This is a genomic window from Caminibacter sp., from assembly GCF_053999135.1.
Genome location: NZ_JBMXVQ010000008.1, coordinates 1 through 17,618 on the forward strand (window position 1 = coordinate 1; position 17,618 = coordinate 17,618).

General features: G+C 32.3%; 19 protein-coding genes. 5 read left to right on the plus strand and 14 right to left on the minus strand.

Annotated elements, in window-relative coordinates:
* The coding region (locus ACXJH6_RS00235; RefSeq protein WP_456469752.1) for a flagellar hook-basal body complex protein at nucleotides 1-1,500 on the plus strand (1,500 nt) is incomplete at its 5' end.
* A gap of 47 nt (nucleotides 1,501-1,547) precedes the next feature.
* On the plus strand, nucleotides 1,548-3,350 hold the full coding sequence (locus ACXJH6_RS00240; protein ID WP_456469753.1) for a motility associated factor glycosyltransferase family protein: 1,803 nt from the start codon (nucleotides 1,548-1,550) through the stop codon (nucleotides 3,348-3,350).
* On the opposite strand, the gene polX is transcribed toward ACXJH6_RS00240, so the two are convergent.
* The 14 genes from polX to ACXJH6_RS00310 are packed head-to-tail and all read right to left on the minus strand — an operon-like array spanning nucleotide 3,305 to nucleotide 14,523.
* Nucleotides 3,305-5,008, minus strand: a complete 1,704-nt coding sequence (polX, locus tag ACXJH6_RS00245) for a DNA polymerase/3'-5' exonuclease PolX (protein WP_456469754.1) — start codon at nucleotides 5,006-5,008, stop codon at nucleotides 3,305-3,307. The two genes, ACXJH6_RS00240 and polX, sit on opposite strands and share 46 nt — an antisense overlap.
* The gene (locus ACXJH6_RS00250) at nucleotides 4,986-5,285 is read right to left on the minus strand and encodes a DUF167 domain-containing protein (RefSeq protein WP_456469755.1); all 300 of its coding nucleotides are present in this window, start codon (nucleotides 5,283-5,285) and stop codon (nucleotides 4,986-4,988) included. Before ACXJH6_RS00250 ends, polX begins: the two co-directional genes overlap by 23 nt.
* On the minus strand, nucleotides 5,282-6,430 hold the full coding sequence (waaA, locus tag ACXJH6_RS00255; protein ID WP_456469756.1) for a lipid IV(A) 3-deoxy-D-manno-octulosonic acid transferase: 1,149 nt from the start codon (nucleotides 6,428-6,430) through the stop codon (nucleotides 5,282-5,284). Before waaA ends, ACXJH6_RS00250 begins: the two co-directional genes overlap by 4 nt.
* Nucleotides 6,427-7,149: a zinc ribbon domain-containing protein gene (locus ACXJH6_RS00260; RefSeq protein ID WP_456469757.1), complete on the minus strand. Its 723-nt coding sequence runs from the start codon at nucleotides 7,147-7,149 to the stop codon at nucleotides 6,427-6,429. Before ACXJH6_RS00260 ends, waaA begins: the two co-directional genes overlap by 4 nt.
* Before the next feature lie 29 nt (nucleotides 7,150-7,178).
* A complete protein-coding gene (locus ACXJH6_RS00265) occupies nucleotides 7,179-7,898 on the minus strand; it encodes a Nif3-like dinuclear metal center hexameric protein (protein ID WP_456469789.1) in 720 nt (239 codons plus the stop codon).
* A gap of 19 nt (nucleotides 7,899-7,917) precedes the next feature.
* Nucleotides 7,918-8,760 (minus strand): glycine--tRNA ligase subunit alpha, encoded by an 843-nt coding sequence (glyQ, locus tag ACXJH6_RS00270; RefSeq protein WP_456469758.1) that lies wholly within the window; start codon nucleotides 8,758-8,760, stop codon nucleotides 7,918-7,920.
* Nucleotides 8,760-9,242: a hypothetical protein gene (locus ACXJH6_RS00275; protein ID WP_456469759.1), complete on the minus strand. Its 483-nt coding sequence runs from the start codon at nucleotides 9,240-9,242 to the stop codon at nucleotides 8,760-8,762. Before ACXJH6_RS00275 ends, glyQ begins: the two co-directional genes overlap by 1 nt.
* On the minus strand, nucleotides 9,239-10,504 hold the full coding sequence (locus tag ACXJH6_RS00280; protein WP_456469760.1) for an AAA family ATPase: 1,266 nt from the start codon (nucleotides 10,502-10,504) through the stop codon (nucleotides 9,239-9,241). Before ACXJH6_RS00280 ends, ACXJH6_RS00275 begins: the two co-directional genes overlap by 4 nt.
* Nucleotides 10,501-11,364: a damage-control phosphatase ARMT1 family protein gene (locus ACXJH6_RS00285; RefSeq protein WP_456469761.1), complete on the minus strand. Its 864-nt coding sequence runs from the start codon at nucleotides 11,362-11,364 to the stop codon at nucleotides 10,501-10,503. The genes ACXJH6_RS00280 and ACXJH6_RS00285 overlap by 4 nt, the downstream gene beginning before the upstream one ends.
* Nucleotides 11,361-11,600, minus strand: coding sequence for a glutaredoxin family protein (locus ACXJH6_RS00290; RefSeq protein WP_456469762.1), 240 nt, complete (start codon nucleotides 11,598-11,600; stop codon nucleotides 11,361-11,363). Before ACXJH6_RS00290 ends, ACXJH6_RS00285 begins: the two co-directional genes overlap by 4 nt.
* Nucleotides 11,597-12,076, minus strand: a complete 480-nt coding sequence (locus ACXJH6_RS00295) for a DUF3972 domain-containing protein (protein ID WP_456469763.1) — start codon at nucleotides 12,074-12,076, stop codon at nucleotides 11,597-11,599. Before ACXJH6_RS00295 ends, ACXJH6_RS00290 begins: the two co-directional genes overlap by 4 nt.
* Complete coding sequence (gene purE / locus ACXJH6_RS00300) at nucleotides 12,076-12,573, minus strand: 5-(carboxyamino)imidazole ribonucleotide mutase (RefSeq protein ID WP_456469764.1); 498 nt, start codon at nucleotides 12,571-12,573, stop codon at nucleotides 12,076-12,078. The genes ACXJH6_RS00295 and purE overlap by 1 nt, the downstream gene beginning before the upstream one ends.
* A gap of 11 nt (nucleotides 12,574-12,584) precedes the next feature.
* The gene (locus ACXJH6_RS00305; RefSeq protein ID WP_456469765.1) at nucleotides 12,585-13,868 is read right to left on the minus strand and encodes a peptidase U32 family protein; all 1,284 of its coding nucleotides are present in this window, start codon (nucleotides 13,866-13,868) and stop codon (nucleotides 12,585-12,587) included.
* Between the two features lie 4 nt (nucleotides 13,869-13,872).
* Nucleotides 13,873-14,523: a hypothetical protein gene (locus ACXJH6_RS00310; protein WP_456469766.1), complete on the minus strand. Its 651-nt coding sequence runs from the start codon at nucleotides 14,521-14,523 to the stop codon at nucleotides 13,873-13,875.
* A 53-nt stretch (nucleotides 14,524-14,576) separates the two neighbouring features.
* Between ACXJH6_RS00310 and ACXJH6_RS00315 the strand changes: the two genes are divergently transcribed.
* Genes ACXJH6_RS00315 through ACXJH6_RS00325 form a run of 3 tightly spaced genes read left to right on the plus strand, consistent with a single transcriptional unit; the run spans nucleotide 14,577 to nucleotide 17,612 of the window.
* Nucleotides 14,577-15,353, plus strand: coding sequence for a histidinol-phosphatase (locus ACXJH6_RS00315; RefSeq protein WP_456469767.1), 777 nt, complete (start codon nucleotides 14,577-14,579; stop codon nucleotides 15,351-15,353).
* 10 nt (nucleotides 15,354-15,363) lie between these two features.
* A complete protein-coding gene (locus ACXJH6_RS00320; RefSeq protein ID WP_456469768.1) occupies nucleotides 15,364-16,620 on the plus strand; it encodes an MFS transporter in 1,257 nt (418 codons plus the stop codon).
* A 38-nt stretch (nucleotides 16,621-16,658) separates the two neighbouring features.
* Nucleotides 16,659-17,612 (plus strand): flagellar basal body P-ring protein FlgI, encoded by a 954-nt coding sequence (locus tag ACXJH6_RS00325; RefSeq protein WP_456469769.1) that lies wholly within the window; start codon nucleotides 16,659-16,661, stop codon nucleotides 17,610-17,612.
* Nucleotides 17,613-17,618: the final 6 nt, after the last annotated feature.

Sequence of the window (17,618 nt, forward strand, 5' to 3'; positions counted from 1 at the left end):
ATTGAAGCAAGTATCGAAGGATTAGGAGAAAACAGAAAATTCGTATATACATCCGAGCCTATTTCAAACGCCGGCACCTGTGGAGCGACTTCCGCCACATATCAAAAAGACGGAGATATTACAAAATCGGATTCACTTGAAGGGCTTCATTGGACATATGACAGTAATAATACCTCAGCTTATATGAATATCGGAGATAAAATTACATTCACCATAGATGGAAATAATAAAACTTTTGAATACGGAAAAGATTTTCAAACAATAGACGATTTATGCTGTGCATTAAATACATATTTTGACCAAAATGGCATTGATGATCAGGTAGAATTTAAAGACGGAAAAATAATTGAAAAAAACGGTGATAAAATAACAAAAGTAAATATAACCGAAAATGACACAAACTCAGACCCTTATAACGACTCCAATACTCCTCAGGGTAGGCTTGAAAAAATTTTTCAAGGATTAAACGGTAATAGTAGTGAAACAAAAGAATTTAGAAAAAACGACGTTTATTATTTTAATAATATTCAAGATTTGGCAAATATCTGGCAAATGGCGATTGACGACGCGGGAGACCCGGCAAATTCCAAAAACAACATATCCGGTATAGCATATATTGAAGACGGAAAAATAAAAATAAAAAACACTTCGCCATCATCATTTACCACCAATGTAAAAGGTTATCCGGAACAAAAAGACAATCAGTTATTTACCGAAATTATGTCTCCTTTAAGCGGATTAATAGCTGCAAATTCCACTATTTCATCCAATGAAATGAACGCCGCAACACATACAACAAGTATTGAGGTTTACGATTCACTTGGCAGCAAACATACTTTATCTCTTCATTTTAGGAAATCCCATACGGCTACAAACGCGGAAGATTTGTCCGAATGGAAATGGTATGCGGACATACCTAAACCTGCGGAAATTATGTATCCTAGCTTTGGAGATGTAAAATTCAATTCAGACGGAAGTATAGCTTCGGTAAATCCTAACCAATTAAATATAAACCCTAAAAACGGAGCGGAATCTCCTCTGAAAATACATTTAAATTTCGGAACAGTTGGAGCGTTTGACGGACTTACATCCTTTGAATCACCAAGCACCACCTCGGGTATTTCCCAAGACGGATATGCCGGAGGCGATTTAAATCAGCTGGTAGTAGACCAAACAGGAACAATAATAGGGGTTTTTACAAACGGCATTAGCAAACCTTTAGCACAAGTAGCACTTGCTAAATTTACAAACAACATGGGATTGGTAAAAGAGGGTAATACACTATTTAGCTCAAGTGCAAACTCAGGAGATCCTATTATAGGCGCAGCCGGAACAGGAGGAAGGGGAACTATTAATCCAAGTTCACTTGAAATGAGTAACGTGGATCTTAGCAGAAGTTTAACACAGCTTATAGTAATTCAAAGAGGTTTCCAGGCAAACTCTAAAACAATAACCACATCCGACCAGATGTTAAATACGCTTCTACAATTAAAACAATAATTGATATAATTCGCTAAAAATCTTTTGATTTTTAGCGGAGCTTTTCCATGAACGAACTTTTCGAAAAAAACATTAAATTTTTTTATAACGAACTTCCCCATTATTACGAGCTTATAAAAAACATAAAAACAAGGAATTTTTTAATAAAAAATGACAATATCATAGATAAAAACGGTAATAAACTTTACCCTTCTTCTATTGAAGAAGATTCTAAAAAATTTGCCCTTTATCCAACACACAATAAATTATGGGAAAAAAAGTTTTTTTATATTAATCCGGTAATATGGGAAAAAAAATTTTTTATAACGGGTAAAATCATCAATAAACTCATCACCAAAGCCAAAACACTAAAAGAATACACTCATCACGGTTTTTATTTTGATAAAAATTTTTTACCTACTACTGCAATATTCGGTCTTTTAGCAGGAAAACATCTGGATATTTTAGTAGATAATTTTGAGTTTCAATCTCTTTTCGTTTACGAGCCAAATCCGGAATTTTTCGCTATAAGTTTATATTTCGTAGATTATCCGAAAATATATGAAAAACTGCAAGACAGGTTTTTTTTATGGGTAAACGGAACGCTTGATTATTTCGCTATAGAAAAATTTTATTATGAGAGAAAAATCACTTCAAGTTTTATGAACCTCACTTTAACCACATACGACCATCCTCTGATAAAAGACGCTAAAAATAAATTCGAAGAAATAAGAAATGCAAAACTCAGGGGATGGGGAACATACGAAGATGAAATAAAAGGAGTTAAAAACCATTTAGAAAACTTAAACAAATATCCCCTGCTTAGCAAAAAAGAGAATATAAACATCCCTTTTTGCATAGTGGCAAACGGAAAAAGTCTTGAACAAAATATAGATTTTATTAAAAAAAATAAAGATGCTATGATTATAATATCGGTAGGAACAGCCATAAAACCTCTTTTAAAAGCAGGAATTGAGAGTGATTTTCATATCGAACAAGAAAGAATAGACATATTAAAAGATGTTTTAAAAGATATTCTTCCAAACTACAACGGATATTTCGTAGGAGCGAATGTTGTAAATCCGGAAGTGTTTAAAATGGCAAAACACCCTTTAATGTATACAAGAGAGGCTTTTAGTCTGTCTGAACATCATATTTTAACCGGTTCTTCTCCTATTGTGGGAAACGCGGGATTTGCATTTGCGGCAAACTTCACTAAAGAAATTTATTTATGCGGCATGGACCTAGGGTTTAGAATCGGAGATAAAAAACATTCAAAAAACAGCTTTTACGACCAAACGGACGACATTGCCAAAGAGGGTATAAAAATAAAAGGAAACTTCATTGACGACATATATACCGATTCTCTCTTATTAACTTCAAAATACAATATAGAAAAAATGTTAGAAAAATTAAACTTAAAAGTATATAATTTAAGCGACGGGGCTTATATAGAAGGCTCAATACCCTTAAATATTAAAGATAAAATACTACCCGACACAGACAAAAAAAAATACATAAAAAAAATTATCCAGTGTTTTGAAAAAACAAATTTAAATATAAAACCTTTAAACTTAAGAAAAATTTTAAATCCCGTAAAACAAACACTCAAAAAAAAAGTAAAAAACTATAAAGAATTAACTGGTCTTATAGATTTCATAGATGATGCAATAGATACGATGCAAAAATATTACCCAAGAGAACATACGCTTCTTAGGGGTTCTCTCTCTCACATTTTAAATAATCTTTATATTTTATCCCATAAAATAGACTCAAAAGACATTCCTAAACTAGCCCATATTATTCAAAAAGAAATTTTTTTGTTTCAAAAAGATTTTGAAAAAAAATTTAACAAATTTTTTAAAGAATAAGTATTAACAACATCTTCTTTTTGGGCCCATCCCCTCCTTGCCTGATTTATACCGTATTTTACAAATTGAAGCATGTTAACATTATGGGCATCCGAATTTATAACAAATTTACAACCTATATCTTTAGCCATTTTTATATAAGTATCCGATAAATCAAGTCTGTCAGGCTGGGAATTAATTTCAATAGCTACATTTAGTTTTGCCGCTTTTTTAAATATTTTTTCCCAGTCGGCTTTTATTTCATTCCTTTTATTGATAATTCTGTTTAAAGGATGTGCTAATATGTTTATTTTATCAAGAGCCTTTAAAAGTCTTTCTGTCTGGTCGCCTGTAAATTTATAATGAATGGCCCCTACAACTATATCAAGCCTGTTTAAAATTTCATCTTCGAAATCCAGACTGCCATCTTCCAATATATCTACCTCCGCTCCTTTTAATATTTTTATTTGAGAATACTTTTTCTGTAACTTTTCAATTTCCTCTATCTGTTGCAAAAGTTTTTTTTCATCCATTCCATTAGCCACTTTTAATCTTTTAGAATGGTCTGTTATAGCTATATACTCATACCCTAATTCTAAAGCTTTTATAACCATATTTTCAATCGTATCAATTCCGTCACTGTAAATCGTATGAATATGCAAATCCCCTTTTAAATCCCTATATTCTATAAGTTTAGGAAGTTTTTTTTGCAAACAAGCCTCAATTTCTCCCCTATTTTCTCTAAGTTCGGGCTCTATATAACATAATCCCACAGCCTCGTACACTTCTTCTTCTGTAGCTCCGGCTATTTTTTTATCCTCTTTATAAACACCGTATTCGTTTACTTTCAATCCTTTTTCAATAGCTATTTTTCTGATTTCTATATTATGAGCTTTACTCCCCGTAAAATAATGAAGAGCCGCTCCATAACTTTCTTTGGCAACAGCCCTTAAATCCACTTGCAAAGAATTTTCCAAAAAAACTGTTGAACGGGTAAGACCTGCGGAATGAACCTCTTTTACTTTTGGAAATTTTATAAAATATTCGCTAACCTTAGGATAATCTTTTGCAACTACCAAAATATCCAAATCTCCGACAGTTTCCTTTTTTCTTCTGTAACTTCCGGCTATTTCTACAATTTCCACCCCTTCAAAATCCAAAAGATATCCTCTAATCTCTTCCGCAATTTCCTCTACCTCAGCCCATAAAAAACGTATTCCGGCTTTCTTAAGCTGTTTTACACCTTTTAATATTTTTTCTATCAATTTAGGGCCAAACCCCGGAAGTTTGGCAAGCTCCCCGCTTTGAGCGTATTTTTTAAGTTCTTCTAAAGATGTAACCCCAAAAGCGTCATAAATCTGTTTTACCCGTTTAGGCCCCAAACCTTCAATGCTTAGCATTTCTATAAGACCTGAAGGTATCTCTTTTTGAAGTTCTTCAAGCTTGTGAAATTTTCCGGTTGTTACTATCTCCTTGATATATTCGCTTAAATCTTTACCAATTCCCGGAAGTCTTGTTAAATCAAACCCTTCTTTTACAAGTTTATTAAAATCCTTACTTGAATTTTCTATAATTCTTGCGGCGTTTCTGTAAGCTCTTACCTTAAAAGGATACTCTCCTTTTATTTCTAAAAGGTCTGCTGTTTTTGAAAAAATTTTAGCTATCTCCTGATTGGTCATCAATTTCCTTTAAAAAATTCAAAAATTTTTCGCTTTTTGGCAAAATCACCTGTTTATTTTTACTTGTTTCGCCTTTTATTATTATATCTCTTTTTGGAATTTTGAACTCTTTAGACAAAAATTTTATCAACTCCTTATTAGCGGCACCTTCTACGGCAGGTGCTTTTATATTAATCTTAATAGCATCTCCATACACACCGGCAATTTTATTTTTTGAAGAATTAGGTTGAGCTTTGATTTTCAGTGTTATATATTCATTATCTATTTTATAAATCATTTTTCATCCTTAATAACTTTTAAAACTTTATTAATATCTGTTCTGTTTTTAATGTAAGTTGGTTTAGCTTTTAAAAGAGCTGTTTTTATATCATTAACATCGGAAATAACAATATTTTCAACTTCGCTATATAAAGCTTTTTGATTGAAAATATATTTACCGCTAATTATAGGGACATTAAAAAAAGCAGCCTCAACAGGATTATGTCCGCCTACGTTATCAACAAAACTTCCTCCCAAAATCACCTTATCGGCAACGGCGTATAAATTTATAAGCTCACCCATTTTATCCATTAATATTAAATCCCCTTCAAGTTTTATATTTTTATTGTTTTCTTTTAAATCAGATACTTTCTTAACATTCCCGAATTTTTTCATAATTTCAAAAACTTCTTTAAATCTCTCAGGATGCCTAGGTACGACCACAATCTGATATTCTCCTAAATTTAAGTTATTTAAAATCATCTCTTCTTCATTTTTGTGAGTAGAGGCTAGTACTAAAAGAGGTTTTTGTTTTATATATTTAACTTTAATATTCGGATAAAAAAAGGTTTTTATATTCCCCGCTACCGTTACGTTTTTCGCTCCGATACTTTCAAGCCTTTTTTTATCTGTTTCACTTTGAGCCAACACCACATCTATATTTTCAAAAATTTTTTTATAAAACCATTTAAACTTTAAATATTTAGGATAACTTTTTTCACTTATTCTAGCGTTTAATAAAACAGTTTTATTACATCTTTTTTTTGAGAAATAAAAAAGAAAATACCAAAGTTCAGCTTCCATAACAACTAAGGTTTTACAGGGCCTTATCCAAAAAGGTAAAAATATCTCATAAGGCAAAAACCTGACTTTCGCATTTTTGTATTTCAACGCTTCTTTATAACCTGTATAGGTTATTACACTAATATTGACATCTTCAAGTTTTTCCACAATAGGTTTTAACGCTTTTGTTTCTCCAAGCGAACAACTGTGAAACCAATAATTTTTTTTATTAAACGGAGGATTTTTATAAAGAAAAAATCTTGCGGGAATCGATTTTCTATATTTTTTTTTAAAAATAAGAAAAAAAAGAAAAGGAAGAGAGATTATATAAATACAAAAAGCAAATAAAAAATAAATTATAAAGAAAAATTTATCTTTCACTTTTCATTTATCTCTTCATCTTCTACAAAAAGAACTCTTCCACAGTGAGGACAGGTAACTATCTCCTCGCCTTTTATAACCTCGCTGTAAATTTTATCGTTTATTTTCATATTACATCCCGTACATGCCTGTTTTTTTATAGGAGTAACAGCACTGATTCCCGCCCATCTTTTAATTTTTTCATAAAATCTGTAAATTTGAGGATTCATTTCTTTAATAAGCTCTTCTCTTTTTTTATAAATTTCCTGTTTTTGTGCTTCAACAACTTCAAGTTTTTTATCCACATCCATTTTAGTAATAGTAATATCGGCATCTATCTTTTCTATTTCTTTTAACAGATTTTCTTTTTCTTCCTCTTTTTGTTCCAAGATTTTTTCAAATCTTGCAATTTCATCATTTGCGGCTTCTATCTGTTCACGGGCCAGTTCTTCTTCTATCTGAAGAGCTTTAAACTCTTTTTCCGTTTTTACTTTAGCCTGTTTTTCTTCGATATCTTTCAGTTTATCTTTAAGTTCGGAAATCAACAGCTCATTTTTACTTTTTTTAACTTTAATATTTTTTATCTCCTCTTCAAGCTTTTCAAGTCTTTCTTCAAGAGATTTCTTTTGATTTTCAAGTTTAATTAAAGGCGCTTTAATATTCGCTTCAACCGGCTCAAGTTCTTTTAATTTTCTTTCAAGTCTGTTAAGCTCAATAAGCTCTTTTAAGAATTTATTCATGTATCTGCCTTTTTTTTATTGAAATTATATCAAATAAACGTAAACGGGTTTTTAGAATTTATCTTCACAATTTCTATATTAAGGTCTTTAATCTCTTCATAAAGAGCGTCGGTAAAATATTTTTCGCTGTCATAATGACCTATATCTATTAATGAAATCCCTCTTGATTTTGCATCAAGGGCTTCATGGTACTTAATGTCTCCTGTTAAAAAACAATCAGCTTTAATAACATCCAAAAGTCCCATTCCAGAACCTGTGGTAACAGCTATCCTTTTTACAAAATCATTTGCTTTAACAACCCTTAAAATATCTAGGTTCATTTTTTCTTTTATCATTGTAACAAGTTCGTCAAAATCCATAAAAATATCACTGTAAAAGATAAAATCATCTTTTTCGCCGCTTAAACCCAAAACTTTTTCAACAAAATAAGTATTTAAATGCGTTTTATCAAAATTTGTATGCATAGCTATTAAAGAAACATCTTTTTTTATAAGTCTAATTAAATATTTAGTAGAAAACCTATTTGGAATTACTTTTTTTATTCCTTTAAAAATCAAAGGATGATGGGTAATAAGCAAAGAACCTTCTTCAACTTCTTCTACAACACCGTCATCAATATCCAACGAAAGATAAATTTTTTTTATCTCTTTATCAAAATCGCCTATATTTACTCCACTGTTATCCCACTCTTCCTGCAGCTCAAAAGGGCTTATTTCGTTTAAAAAATCGTATATTTTTTTTAATTTCATAATTTTTAATTCTCCATTCTCAATTCTCAATTCCAACATAGGCTTCGGCAACACCTTTTGCAAGTTCTCGTATTTTTAAAATGTAATTTTGTCTCTCCGTTTGCGATATAGCTTTTCTGGCATCAAGCACGTTAAATATATGACTTGCAAAAATAGTATAATCATATGCAGGAAGAGGTAGATTTGCTTCAAGACATCTTTTAGCTTCATTCCTTGAATCTTCAAACCATCTAAACAACATATCAACATTTGCTACTTCAAAATTGTATTTAGAAAACTCAAATTCGCTTCTTTTATGCATATCCCCGTAAGTTGTGTTTTCGTTCCATTTAATATCGTATACGTTATCCACACCCTGAAGATACATAGCAAGTCTCTCAGTCCCGTACGTAATTTCAACAGGCACCGGAAATGTTTTAAGCCCTCCTACCTGCTGAAAATATGTAAACTGGGTAACTTCCATACCGTCAAGCCAAACTTCCCATCCAAGACCCCATGCTCCAAGAGTAGGGCTCTCCCAGTTATCCTCTACAAACCTTACATCGTGTTCTTTTAAATTTAGCCCCAGATATTCAAGACTCTCAAGATACATCTCCTGAATATTATCGGGGCTTGGCTTCATAATTACCTGAAACTGATAATAACTTCCAAGACGGTTTGGATTTTCGCCGTATCTTCCGTCAGTCGGGCGGCGGCTTGGCGCCACATACGCTACATTCCAAGGACCCTTCTCAAGACTTCTAAGCAGAGTTGCCGGATGAAACGTCCCGGCCCCGCTTGGAAAATCATAAGGCATTACTATATTGCAACCTTTATTTTTCCAAAATTCCTGAAGTTTTAAAAGCAAATCGCTAAAATACATTATTTTTCTCCTTTTATTTTTTCAATGAAATTTAAAAATTTATCACATTTTATTATTCTAACTTCATCATATATAATTTCTAACCTTTTTAAAATATTTCTTTTAAAATAAGCTTTAAATTCTTTATCATTTTTCCTACTCTCATAATGGGAATATACAAAAATAAACCAAACTTTTTTATTTTTTATTTCACTTCTATATAATAAAAATGACTCATATCCTTTTAATAAAATATTTTCTTTATGACATTTTATCGGTTTAACATAGCTAATTCCAGTTTCTTTACAAAGACATTTATTTTTTAACCAGTCTAATAAACTTACATAATGTAAATCTTTAAATTCTATAAACATACAGTTATTGTTATCTACCAATAATCCATCTACTGTAGCATAATTATCATCCTCTTTATCAAAATCTACTAATTCATATTCGCTATCACATAAACCATCACTAATATTTTTTAAAACATCTATTTTCAATTTTTCGCCTTAAAAAACATTTCTTCTATCTCTAAATTTTCTAATTCATCAATTGCTACATTTAATTTTTCATACATCAATTTTAAATCATTATCTTTTTTTATAATTCCATTTTCTGCAAAATAATAATTTCTTTTAATATCATAAGATAACTTATCAATCGCATCAATAAAAAAAGGAGAATGACTAGTAATTAAAACTTTTATATCTTTTTTTACTAACTCAATTATTAACTTAGCATATTCTATTTGCCATTTAGGATGAAGATGAACTTCTGGTTCGTCAATTATCAAAAGAGTATTTTCTTTAATATAGCTCCCTTTTAAAAGTAATTTAATAATTCCAAAACTTTTAATACCATCTGCAACATTAATACTACTAAATTCTTTATTATTCTTAACATAAACAAATTCACTTGTTACATCATTGTATTTAAAATCAAACTTTAAATATGATAATAATTTTTCTTCAATTTTATATTCCCCATATTTAGCAGCATTAGTCAATTTATTGATTAAATCTTTAGAATGATAAACAACATCTGATTCTAATCTAATCAATGTTTTATTTAATTCTTCTTCTTCAAAATGAGATTTTGCTCTTTGTATCATATCACTAAAATTTAATATTATTGGAGTTTCAATCAAAGTAACATCATCTAAATTAATATCTAATGAATTTTCTAGTTTAATTCCATTTTTATTAATTTCTATTTCTATTTTTTTTTCTTTTCCTTCATATATTTTTATAATCCCTTCTTTTTTTGATACAAGCTGATTTCTAAACTCAGAAAAAAACGCTCTTCTTAAAGCTTCTTCTTGTAATATTTTTAAATCGTTATCTTTAAAAGTTTCTTTTATTTTTGCAATTAATAATTTAAAATCTTTCAACATTTCAGAATTGTCAATTTGATTCACTAACTTAATATAATTTTTTATAAATTTATCAAAGTTTTCTTTATTATTTTTTCTAATTTTTAGTATATTATCTGTAAAAATTGGAGGAAAAAATAAAAAACCATTCTTACTTTTTTCTATTTTTATATGATATCTTGCATAAAAATTATCTAAATAACGTATAATTTCTTTTCTATATTTACTCTCAAGACTTTCTTCATACTTTTGAATTCCCTTTACTAAAGAAAACACTACTTTACCTATAGTGCTTTTACCAGTATCATTTTCCCCGGCAATTACTGTTAAACCATCAAGCTTTACATCAGCTTCTTTTATCATTCCAATATTTTTTAAATATAGTCTCATTTCTCGCCTTTAAAAAGCATATAATCTCCAACCTCAGCACCGCTTGCACGTGCAACCACTTCGCATTTTACTTTAAAAAGATAAAATACTTTCCTGCCGCACTCATCAAAAAGACACTCAAAATTACCCATTCCTTTGCTTATTACCATATCGGAGTTATAAAAAATCTCTCTTGAAATGTCGTTGGCAAACTTCAAGTGAAACCCGGGAGTATCTACACCGCTGTCAACAACCTCAGCCAATTCAAAAATTTCAAGCCCTATTAAATCCTTAATTGTCACATCGTTAATAACAAACTTGCCTCTTACAACATAATAAACCTTAACATCCGGGTTAATATTTTTAATCTCTTCAATCAACAACTCATCAAAAATATTCTCCCCGGCATTATCTGCTAAATAACAGATACTCTCACTATCCTCAACTCTTAACTCAAACTCATCAAAATCATTTCTTTTAAACTCAATCTCAAAAATCTTATCAAGTTCCTCTTTTAAATTATAACTCTGATGAACTCCAAGGTCAATTACATTCCCAGCAACTGCAATCTTACACGCATCATATAAAGGATTATCTGATTCAAGAAGTTTTAATTTAAGAAAGGGTTTAAATTTCAAAGCCTCTTTTATGGACTCTTTTTTCTCTTTTTCAAACAAATCTTCAATCCCTAAAATTTCACTTATTTTACCATACTCTTCTCTTGCAACTTCCGGAGGGGTTACATCTATATCATACTTGCTAAGAATCCTTGCCCCCTCTCTTAAAATCTTGCTTGCACACTTTTCATCTTTACAAAACTTATCGGCAAGCTTAAAAACTTGCCGATAAATACAAAGATAACACTCTCTTGCTATATTCATTTAATCCCAAGCTCCTTTTTAATCACAGGTTCGTTAAAACCGCAAATCCATCTGCTGCCGATAAGTATTACAGGCACTCCCCTGCATCCGTGTCTCTCACAGTCTTTTGCAGCTTTAGTGTCTTTGCTTATATCTATTTTTTTGTATTTTACTTTATTTTTTCTAAAAAATTGCTCAGCCCTCGTGCACCACACGCATCCAGGAGCTGTAAAAAGCACAACTCTTTTTTGGCTCATTTCTCCTCCTTTTGATTATTGTTTTTTTCTTCTTCTCTTTTTAACACCTGCCCCCACATCAGCTTATATTTTCTTCTGCAAAATTCAAGTTCATCCTGACATATTTCAAGCTGTCGCTGAAGCCTTTCAATAGTTTTTTTCTGTTCTTCATAAGCTTCCTGAAGAGAATATATAGATTCTTTTAAAAACTTATTTTCCTCTTTTAACGCATCAATGGTTTCATCTTTACTCATCAACACTTTTTCATGAAGAGTTAAAAGCATACCTATCGTACGCTCGGCTATAGAGTTTTCTTTTTCTATTATCTCAAGTTCTGGCAAAGGCACCAAAGCTTTTGCCATAGACTCAACTTCTATAAAAACTTCATCATCCTGTTTTTTGCATTTTAATTGTTTTTCTTTACACAGCTTTATAATCTCTTTTTTTGTTTTACCTGTTAATTTGGAAAATTCAGAAATACTTAACCACGTCTGCATCAATCGAGTCTTACCTCAACTTCTTTTGAATCAAGCTCCACTTTTTTAGCCTGAGCTATTCTATCCTCTTCAAGTTTAGCTTTTAACTCATCATCGCTGTTGGCCAAAATCTGAAGAGCCAGATACGCCGCATTCTTAGCTCCCGCTTTCCCCACCGCTACCGTAGCCACAGGCATACCTCCTGGCATTTGAACGGTACTTAAAAGAGCGTCCAGTCCGTCCATCATACCTGTTGGCATTGGGACTCCTATAACCGGTCTTGTAGTAAGAGAAGCCACTACCCCCGCTAAATGCGCAGCCATTCCGGCACCGCATATAAACACTTTACAACCTCTTTCTTCAGCTTCTTTTACATATAAATGAGTTCTATCAGGAGTCCTATGAGCAGATGTTATAATCAGCTCATAAGGAATTTGAAACTTTTCAAAAATTTTTACCGCTTCTCTCATAATTTCATAATCGCTTTTACTTCCCATTAATACACTTACAAATCTCATAATATCTCCTTTTATACGCCGTTAGGACTAAATTTTACTTTTTTTCTCAAAAATGTCAAATAAGGCAATCTACAAGGAAGCATTATAGGGTTTTGATTACCGCTATGAACGCTTTTTAATTCCTTTCCGCTTTTAGTAATTATCTTATAAAATTTCAAATACCATTTTCCGTCTTTTTTATAAATTTTTCCGATATCGTTTTCACAAGGGGTTACAGTAGTGCCTTTTGGAATCAAAATTTCCACCTCATCGCCCGGATAAGTTTTATATTTACACATAAAACTCTCTTCATCCTCATTTACAATACCGCTAACCTGCCATTCACCATGAGTTAAAGAAGTTTCAAGATTTTGGGTATCGTCTCTTTCATAAGGTCTTTTAATAAGATATGCATCCGTTAAACCTCTGTTTTTAGTAGTCAAAATTTCTTGATAATATTTATCGCATTCACATTTACCCGTTGTTAAATATTCGTCAATAGCATCCCTATAAGCTTTTGTAACGACTGCAACATAATAAGGGGCTTTCGTACGTCCTTCTATTTTTAAACTGTCTATAACCCCCGCCTTAAGAATTTCCGGAATATGTTTAATAAGACACAAATCTTTTGCGTTCATAATATAAGTTCCGTCCTGATATTCTTCCATTTTAAAAACTGTTCCGGTTTCAGGATTTTGAGCATATAGAACATAAGGATATCTGCAGTCGTTTGCACAGCTTCCTTTGTTTGGGTTTCTTCCAAATTGCACCGCACTTAAAAGACACCTGCCGCTGTAGGCAAAACACATGGCCCCATGAACAAAAATTTCTATTTCAACATCGGGAACTTTTTCTTTTATTTTTATCAAATCTTTTAAACTGCTCTCACGGGCCGCTATAATTCTTTTTACCCCGAAATCCCTGTAAGCTTTATAATCCCATGAATTAAGGGCGTTTGCCTGGGTGGAGAGATGAATATCTATCTCAGGGGCTATTTCTTTGGCTTTTGCTATAACCCCTAAAGTAGATATTATCATAGCGTCAACACCGATTTCTTTCAATTTTTTTATATGGGATTCTACTAGCGGAAGTTGATTTTCAAAAGGAAAAGAATTAACGGTGGCATAAACCTTAACCCCTTTTTTATGAGCGTAATCAACGGCTTTTTTAAACGTTTCATAATCAAATTCCTTGCCGCTGTGACAACGCAGAGAAAAATGACTAACTCCCGCATATACCGCATCGGCTCCGTATTTAACCGCTATTTTAAGCTTTTCAAAATCTCCGGCGGGAGCTAAAAGTTCAGGTTTTTTCATAATATTATACTCCAAACTGTTCAAGCATCGCTTCTATCTCTTCTTCACTGATAGTCTCTCCGGCGTCTCCGTGAATATGAGAAGCGCTTTTTACTCTCTCTTCGTCTTCCATCTTGCCTTCGAAAAGTTTGTTCATATATTTAATAAGTGCCCTCATAATATTTATAACTCTTTCAATTTTCTGACGATGGATATCCTGATACTGCATAATATCCATAGCCATCATAATTTTTTCTTGGGTGGCTTCGTTTGCTTCTATCGCTTTTTGAACTTTTTCTATCATTTTATCTATTTCCTCAAGCTCTTTTTCAAATGTTTTGATATGAGGAAATTTTTTGTGAAGCTTTCCGAAAAGTTCTTTTTCATGATTTAAAAAATTTAAAACATCCTGCAAATCGCTGCTGGCTTCACTTACGGCTACGGAAATTTCGTCCATAATATCCAAAATCTGTATGGCTTTTTCTTCTGATTCTTTTGTAACTTCGTCAAGCTGGGCCACCACCTTGTGTTTATCGTCGGCCGGAGGCGGATATACTTCGTCTTTATGTTCAGAAGAATCCTCTTCTTTCGCACTCTCTTCCCCTACCGCTTCTTCGGCTAAAGCGTCGATATCAACATCGCCTTCCATTAACGCGTCTAGTTCTTCTTGAGTCATAGCCACCCTTTTTTGGAATTATTATATATAATTTCACCCAAAAAGGCAAAAAAATGATTGATATTCATAATCAAACCCCTTTATGTAACCATGCAAAAGGGGAGCCTGAAGAATATATTCAACAAGCTATAAAAAAAGGGATAAAAATATACGGTTTTGCCGACCATGCACCCATGGAATTTGATAAACAATACCGTATGGATTTTAACGATATGCAATCTTATGAACAAAAAATAAGAAAACTTCAAAAACAATATAAAGAAATCAAAATATTAATAGGATACGAAGTAGATTTTACACCTGTTAAATACCTCGACAAAAGAGTTATAAACGCTCCGGTGGATTACCTTATAGGAAGCGTTCACTTTTTGGATAACTGGGGGTTTGACAATCCTGAATTTATAAAAGAGTGGGATAAAAGAGACGTTGAAGATATCTATAAAGAATATTTTCACCATATTGAAAAACTTGCAAATTCAAAAATTTTTAATATAATAGGACATATGGACTTAATAAAGGTATTCGGTCACAAACCCAAAACACCTATAAAAGATTTGGCCAAAAATGCCGTTAAAGCGATAAAAAAAGCAGGCTTAGCGGTGGAAGTAAATACGGCGGGACTCAGAAAACCGGTAAAAGAACTTTATCCCGGGGACGAAATTCTGGAAATGCTTTTAGAAGAAAATATAGACCTCACTACCTCAAGTGACGCACATTCAGTGGAACAAGTCGGATTTATGTTAAAAGAAACTACTGAAAAACTCAAAAAAATGGGAGTGGAGAAACTAGTCTATTTTGAAAACAAACAAAAAAAATATTTTAAAATATAAGGAGAAAAACATGATATATTTAAGCTTGTTGATGGCAATAAGATTTTTAGGACTTTTTATAGTTATGCCGGTATTGGCCCTGTATGCTATGAAACTGCAAGGCGCGAATGAATTCAACGTGGGAGTGGCTATAGGGGCATATGCACTCTCTCAGATATTCCTTCAGATACCTTTTGGAAAACTAGCGGATAAATATGACAAAAAAGCGATTTTGATACTAGGACTTTTATTATTGTTGCTCGGAAGCCTTGTATGTGCCTTTGCAGACAATATTTATACCCTCATTTTTGGAAGACTTCTTCAAGGTGCCGGAGCCGTAGGAGGCGTTATTTTAGCCTATATGGCAGATTTATCCGATGAAAACACCAGGGCAAAAATGTTTGCCAGAATGGGTCAGTTTATAGCGTTAAGTTTTGCCATTTCTATGGTTTTAGGTCCTACCTTAGGGACTAAATACGGTGTGGATAAACTATTCTTACTCACCGCTTTTCTGGCTCTTGTTTCCATTTTTATCGTAATAAAAAAAGTACCCCCAGCACCTAAAATTAAACATCATATGCCCGAAGCCAAATTAAGTGATATTTTAAAACATAAGGAACTTTTAAAACTTTTTTTCTCCGGATTTATGCAAAAAGGTCTTATGAGTGTTTTTTTCTTGCTGATACCGTTAATTTTTACCTCTGTTTTTCAATGGCATAAAAACGAACTTTGGAAAGTTTATATTCCCGCTTTAATATTCGGCTTTTTTGCTCTTCCTCTAGGAGCCGTGCTAGCGGAAAAAAAAGGAAAAGGAAAATTGGTGTTTATATTAAGCGCAATATCCATAACAACCGCATTAATCCTTTTTTTAGCGGGATTAAACATATCTTCTCCTATATTAGCCGTTATGGGAGTAATCATATTTTTCTTCGGTTTTAACCTCTTAGAACCGGTTTTGCAAAGTTTCGTAAGCAAAGTGGCTTACGCCCATCAAAAAGCAACCGCCCTTTCAACATCAAACACCGTTCAATATCTCGGTATCTTTTTAGGAGGGGCGGTTGCCGGTTATTTTCTAAAACACGGAATGCTAAAAACGTTTTTAACACTTGCTATTTTTATAGGACTATTATGGATTATCGCTCTTATTAAAATGAAACCGATAAAAAAATTTAAGATAGTAGAATATGAAACGTTTGACGAAAATTTTATAGAAGGACTTAAAAGTGAAAAAAAAGTATATGATTTTTATGAAAAAGAAGGAAAACTCATAGTCAGATATTTAGATTAGGAACGGTTTTTGCTTTAGTCTTGTAAAAAGGCTAAAGCATGAGATTTTTTCTTATCATACTTTTATTCGCTTCTTTACTCTTAGCCGAAAAAATAAAAGATATCTCTTCAATAATAGGTGTAAGAAGCAACCAGCTTATAGGTTACGGTCTTGTAGTGGGACTTAAAGGAAGCGGGGATTCTTCTTCAAAATTCACCAATCAAACACTCTCAAACCTTTTAAAAAACGTAAACGTAAAACTTGACCCTAAAGATATAAAATCCAAAAATGTAGCGGCCGTTATGGTAACGGCCACTCTTCCTCCGTTTGCAAGGGAAGGAGATAAAATAGACGTTACCGTCTCATCCATAGGAGATGCAAAAAGTTTAGAGGGCGGAGTATTGTTAATTACTCCTTTAAAAGGCGTAAACGGAAAAATATATGCTCTTGCCCAAGGTCCTATTACCATGGGTGGATTTAACGTAAAAGGAGGAAAAAACCAAAAACATTTTACCACAACGGTAAAAGTTTTAAACGGAGCCACTGTAGAAAGAGCGGTCGCATGGGATATATACCATCAAAGATTCGCCACTTTATCTCTTAATAAAAGCGATTTTAATCTGGCAATCAACGCACAAAAAGCAATAAACAATTTCTTTAAACAACAAGTAGCTATAGCCATAGACCCAAGAACGGTAAAACTAAAAAAACCTCAAAACATGACTATGCCGGAATTTTTAGCTAAAGTAGAAGATATAGATATTTCCGTACCTCAGGAAAATATAATAGTGATAGATGAAAGAACTGGAACGGTAATTGCTGGAAGCAATATAACGGTAAAACCCACTGTAATAGTATACGGAAAATTTACCATAAAAATCCAAAAAGAGACCAGTGTGCTTGAGCTTACAAACAATTTACAAAAAGTAAAAGCAACACCTCAGGATATTATAGCGATAATAGAAAATCTAAAAGCATCCAACGCACTGAACGCCAAAGTAGTTATTAATTAAGGAGTT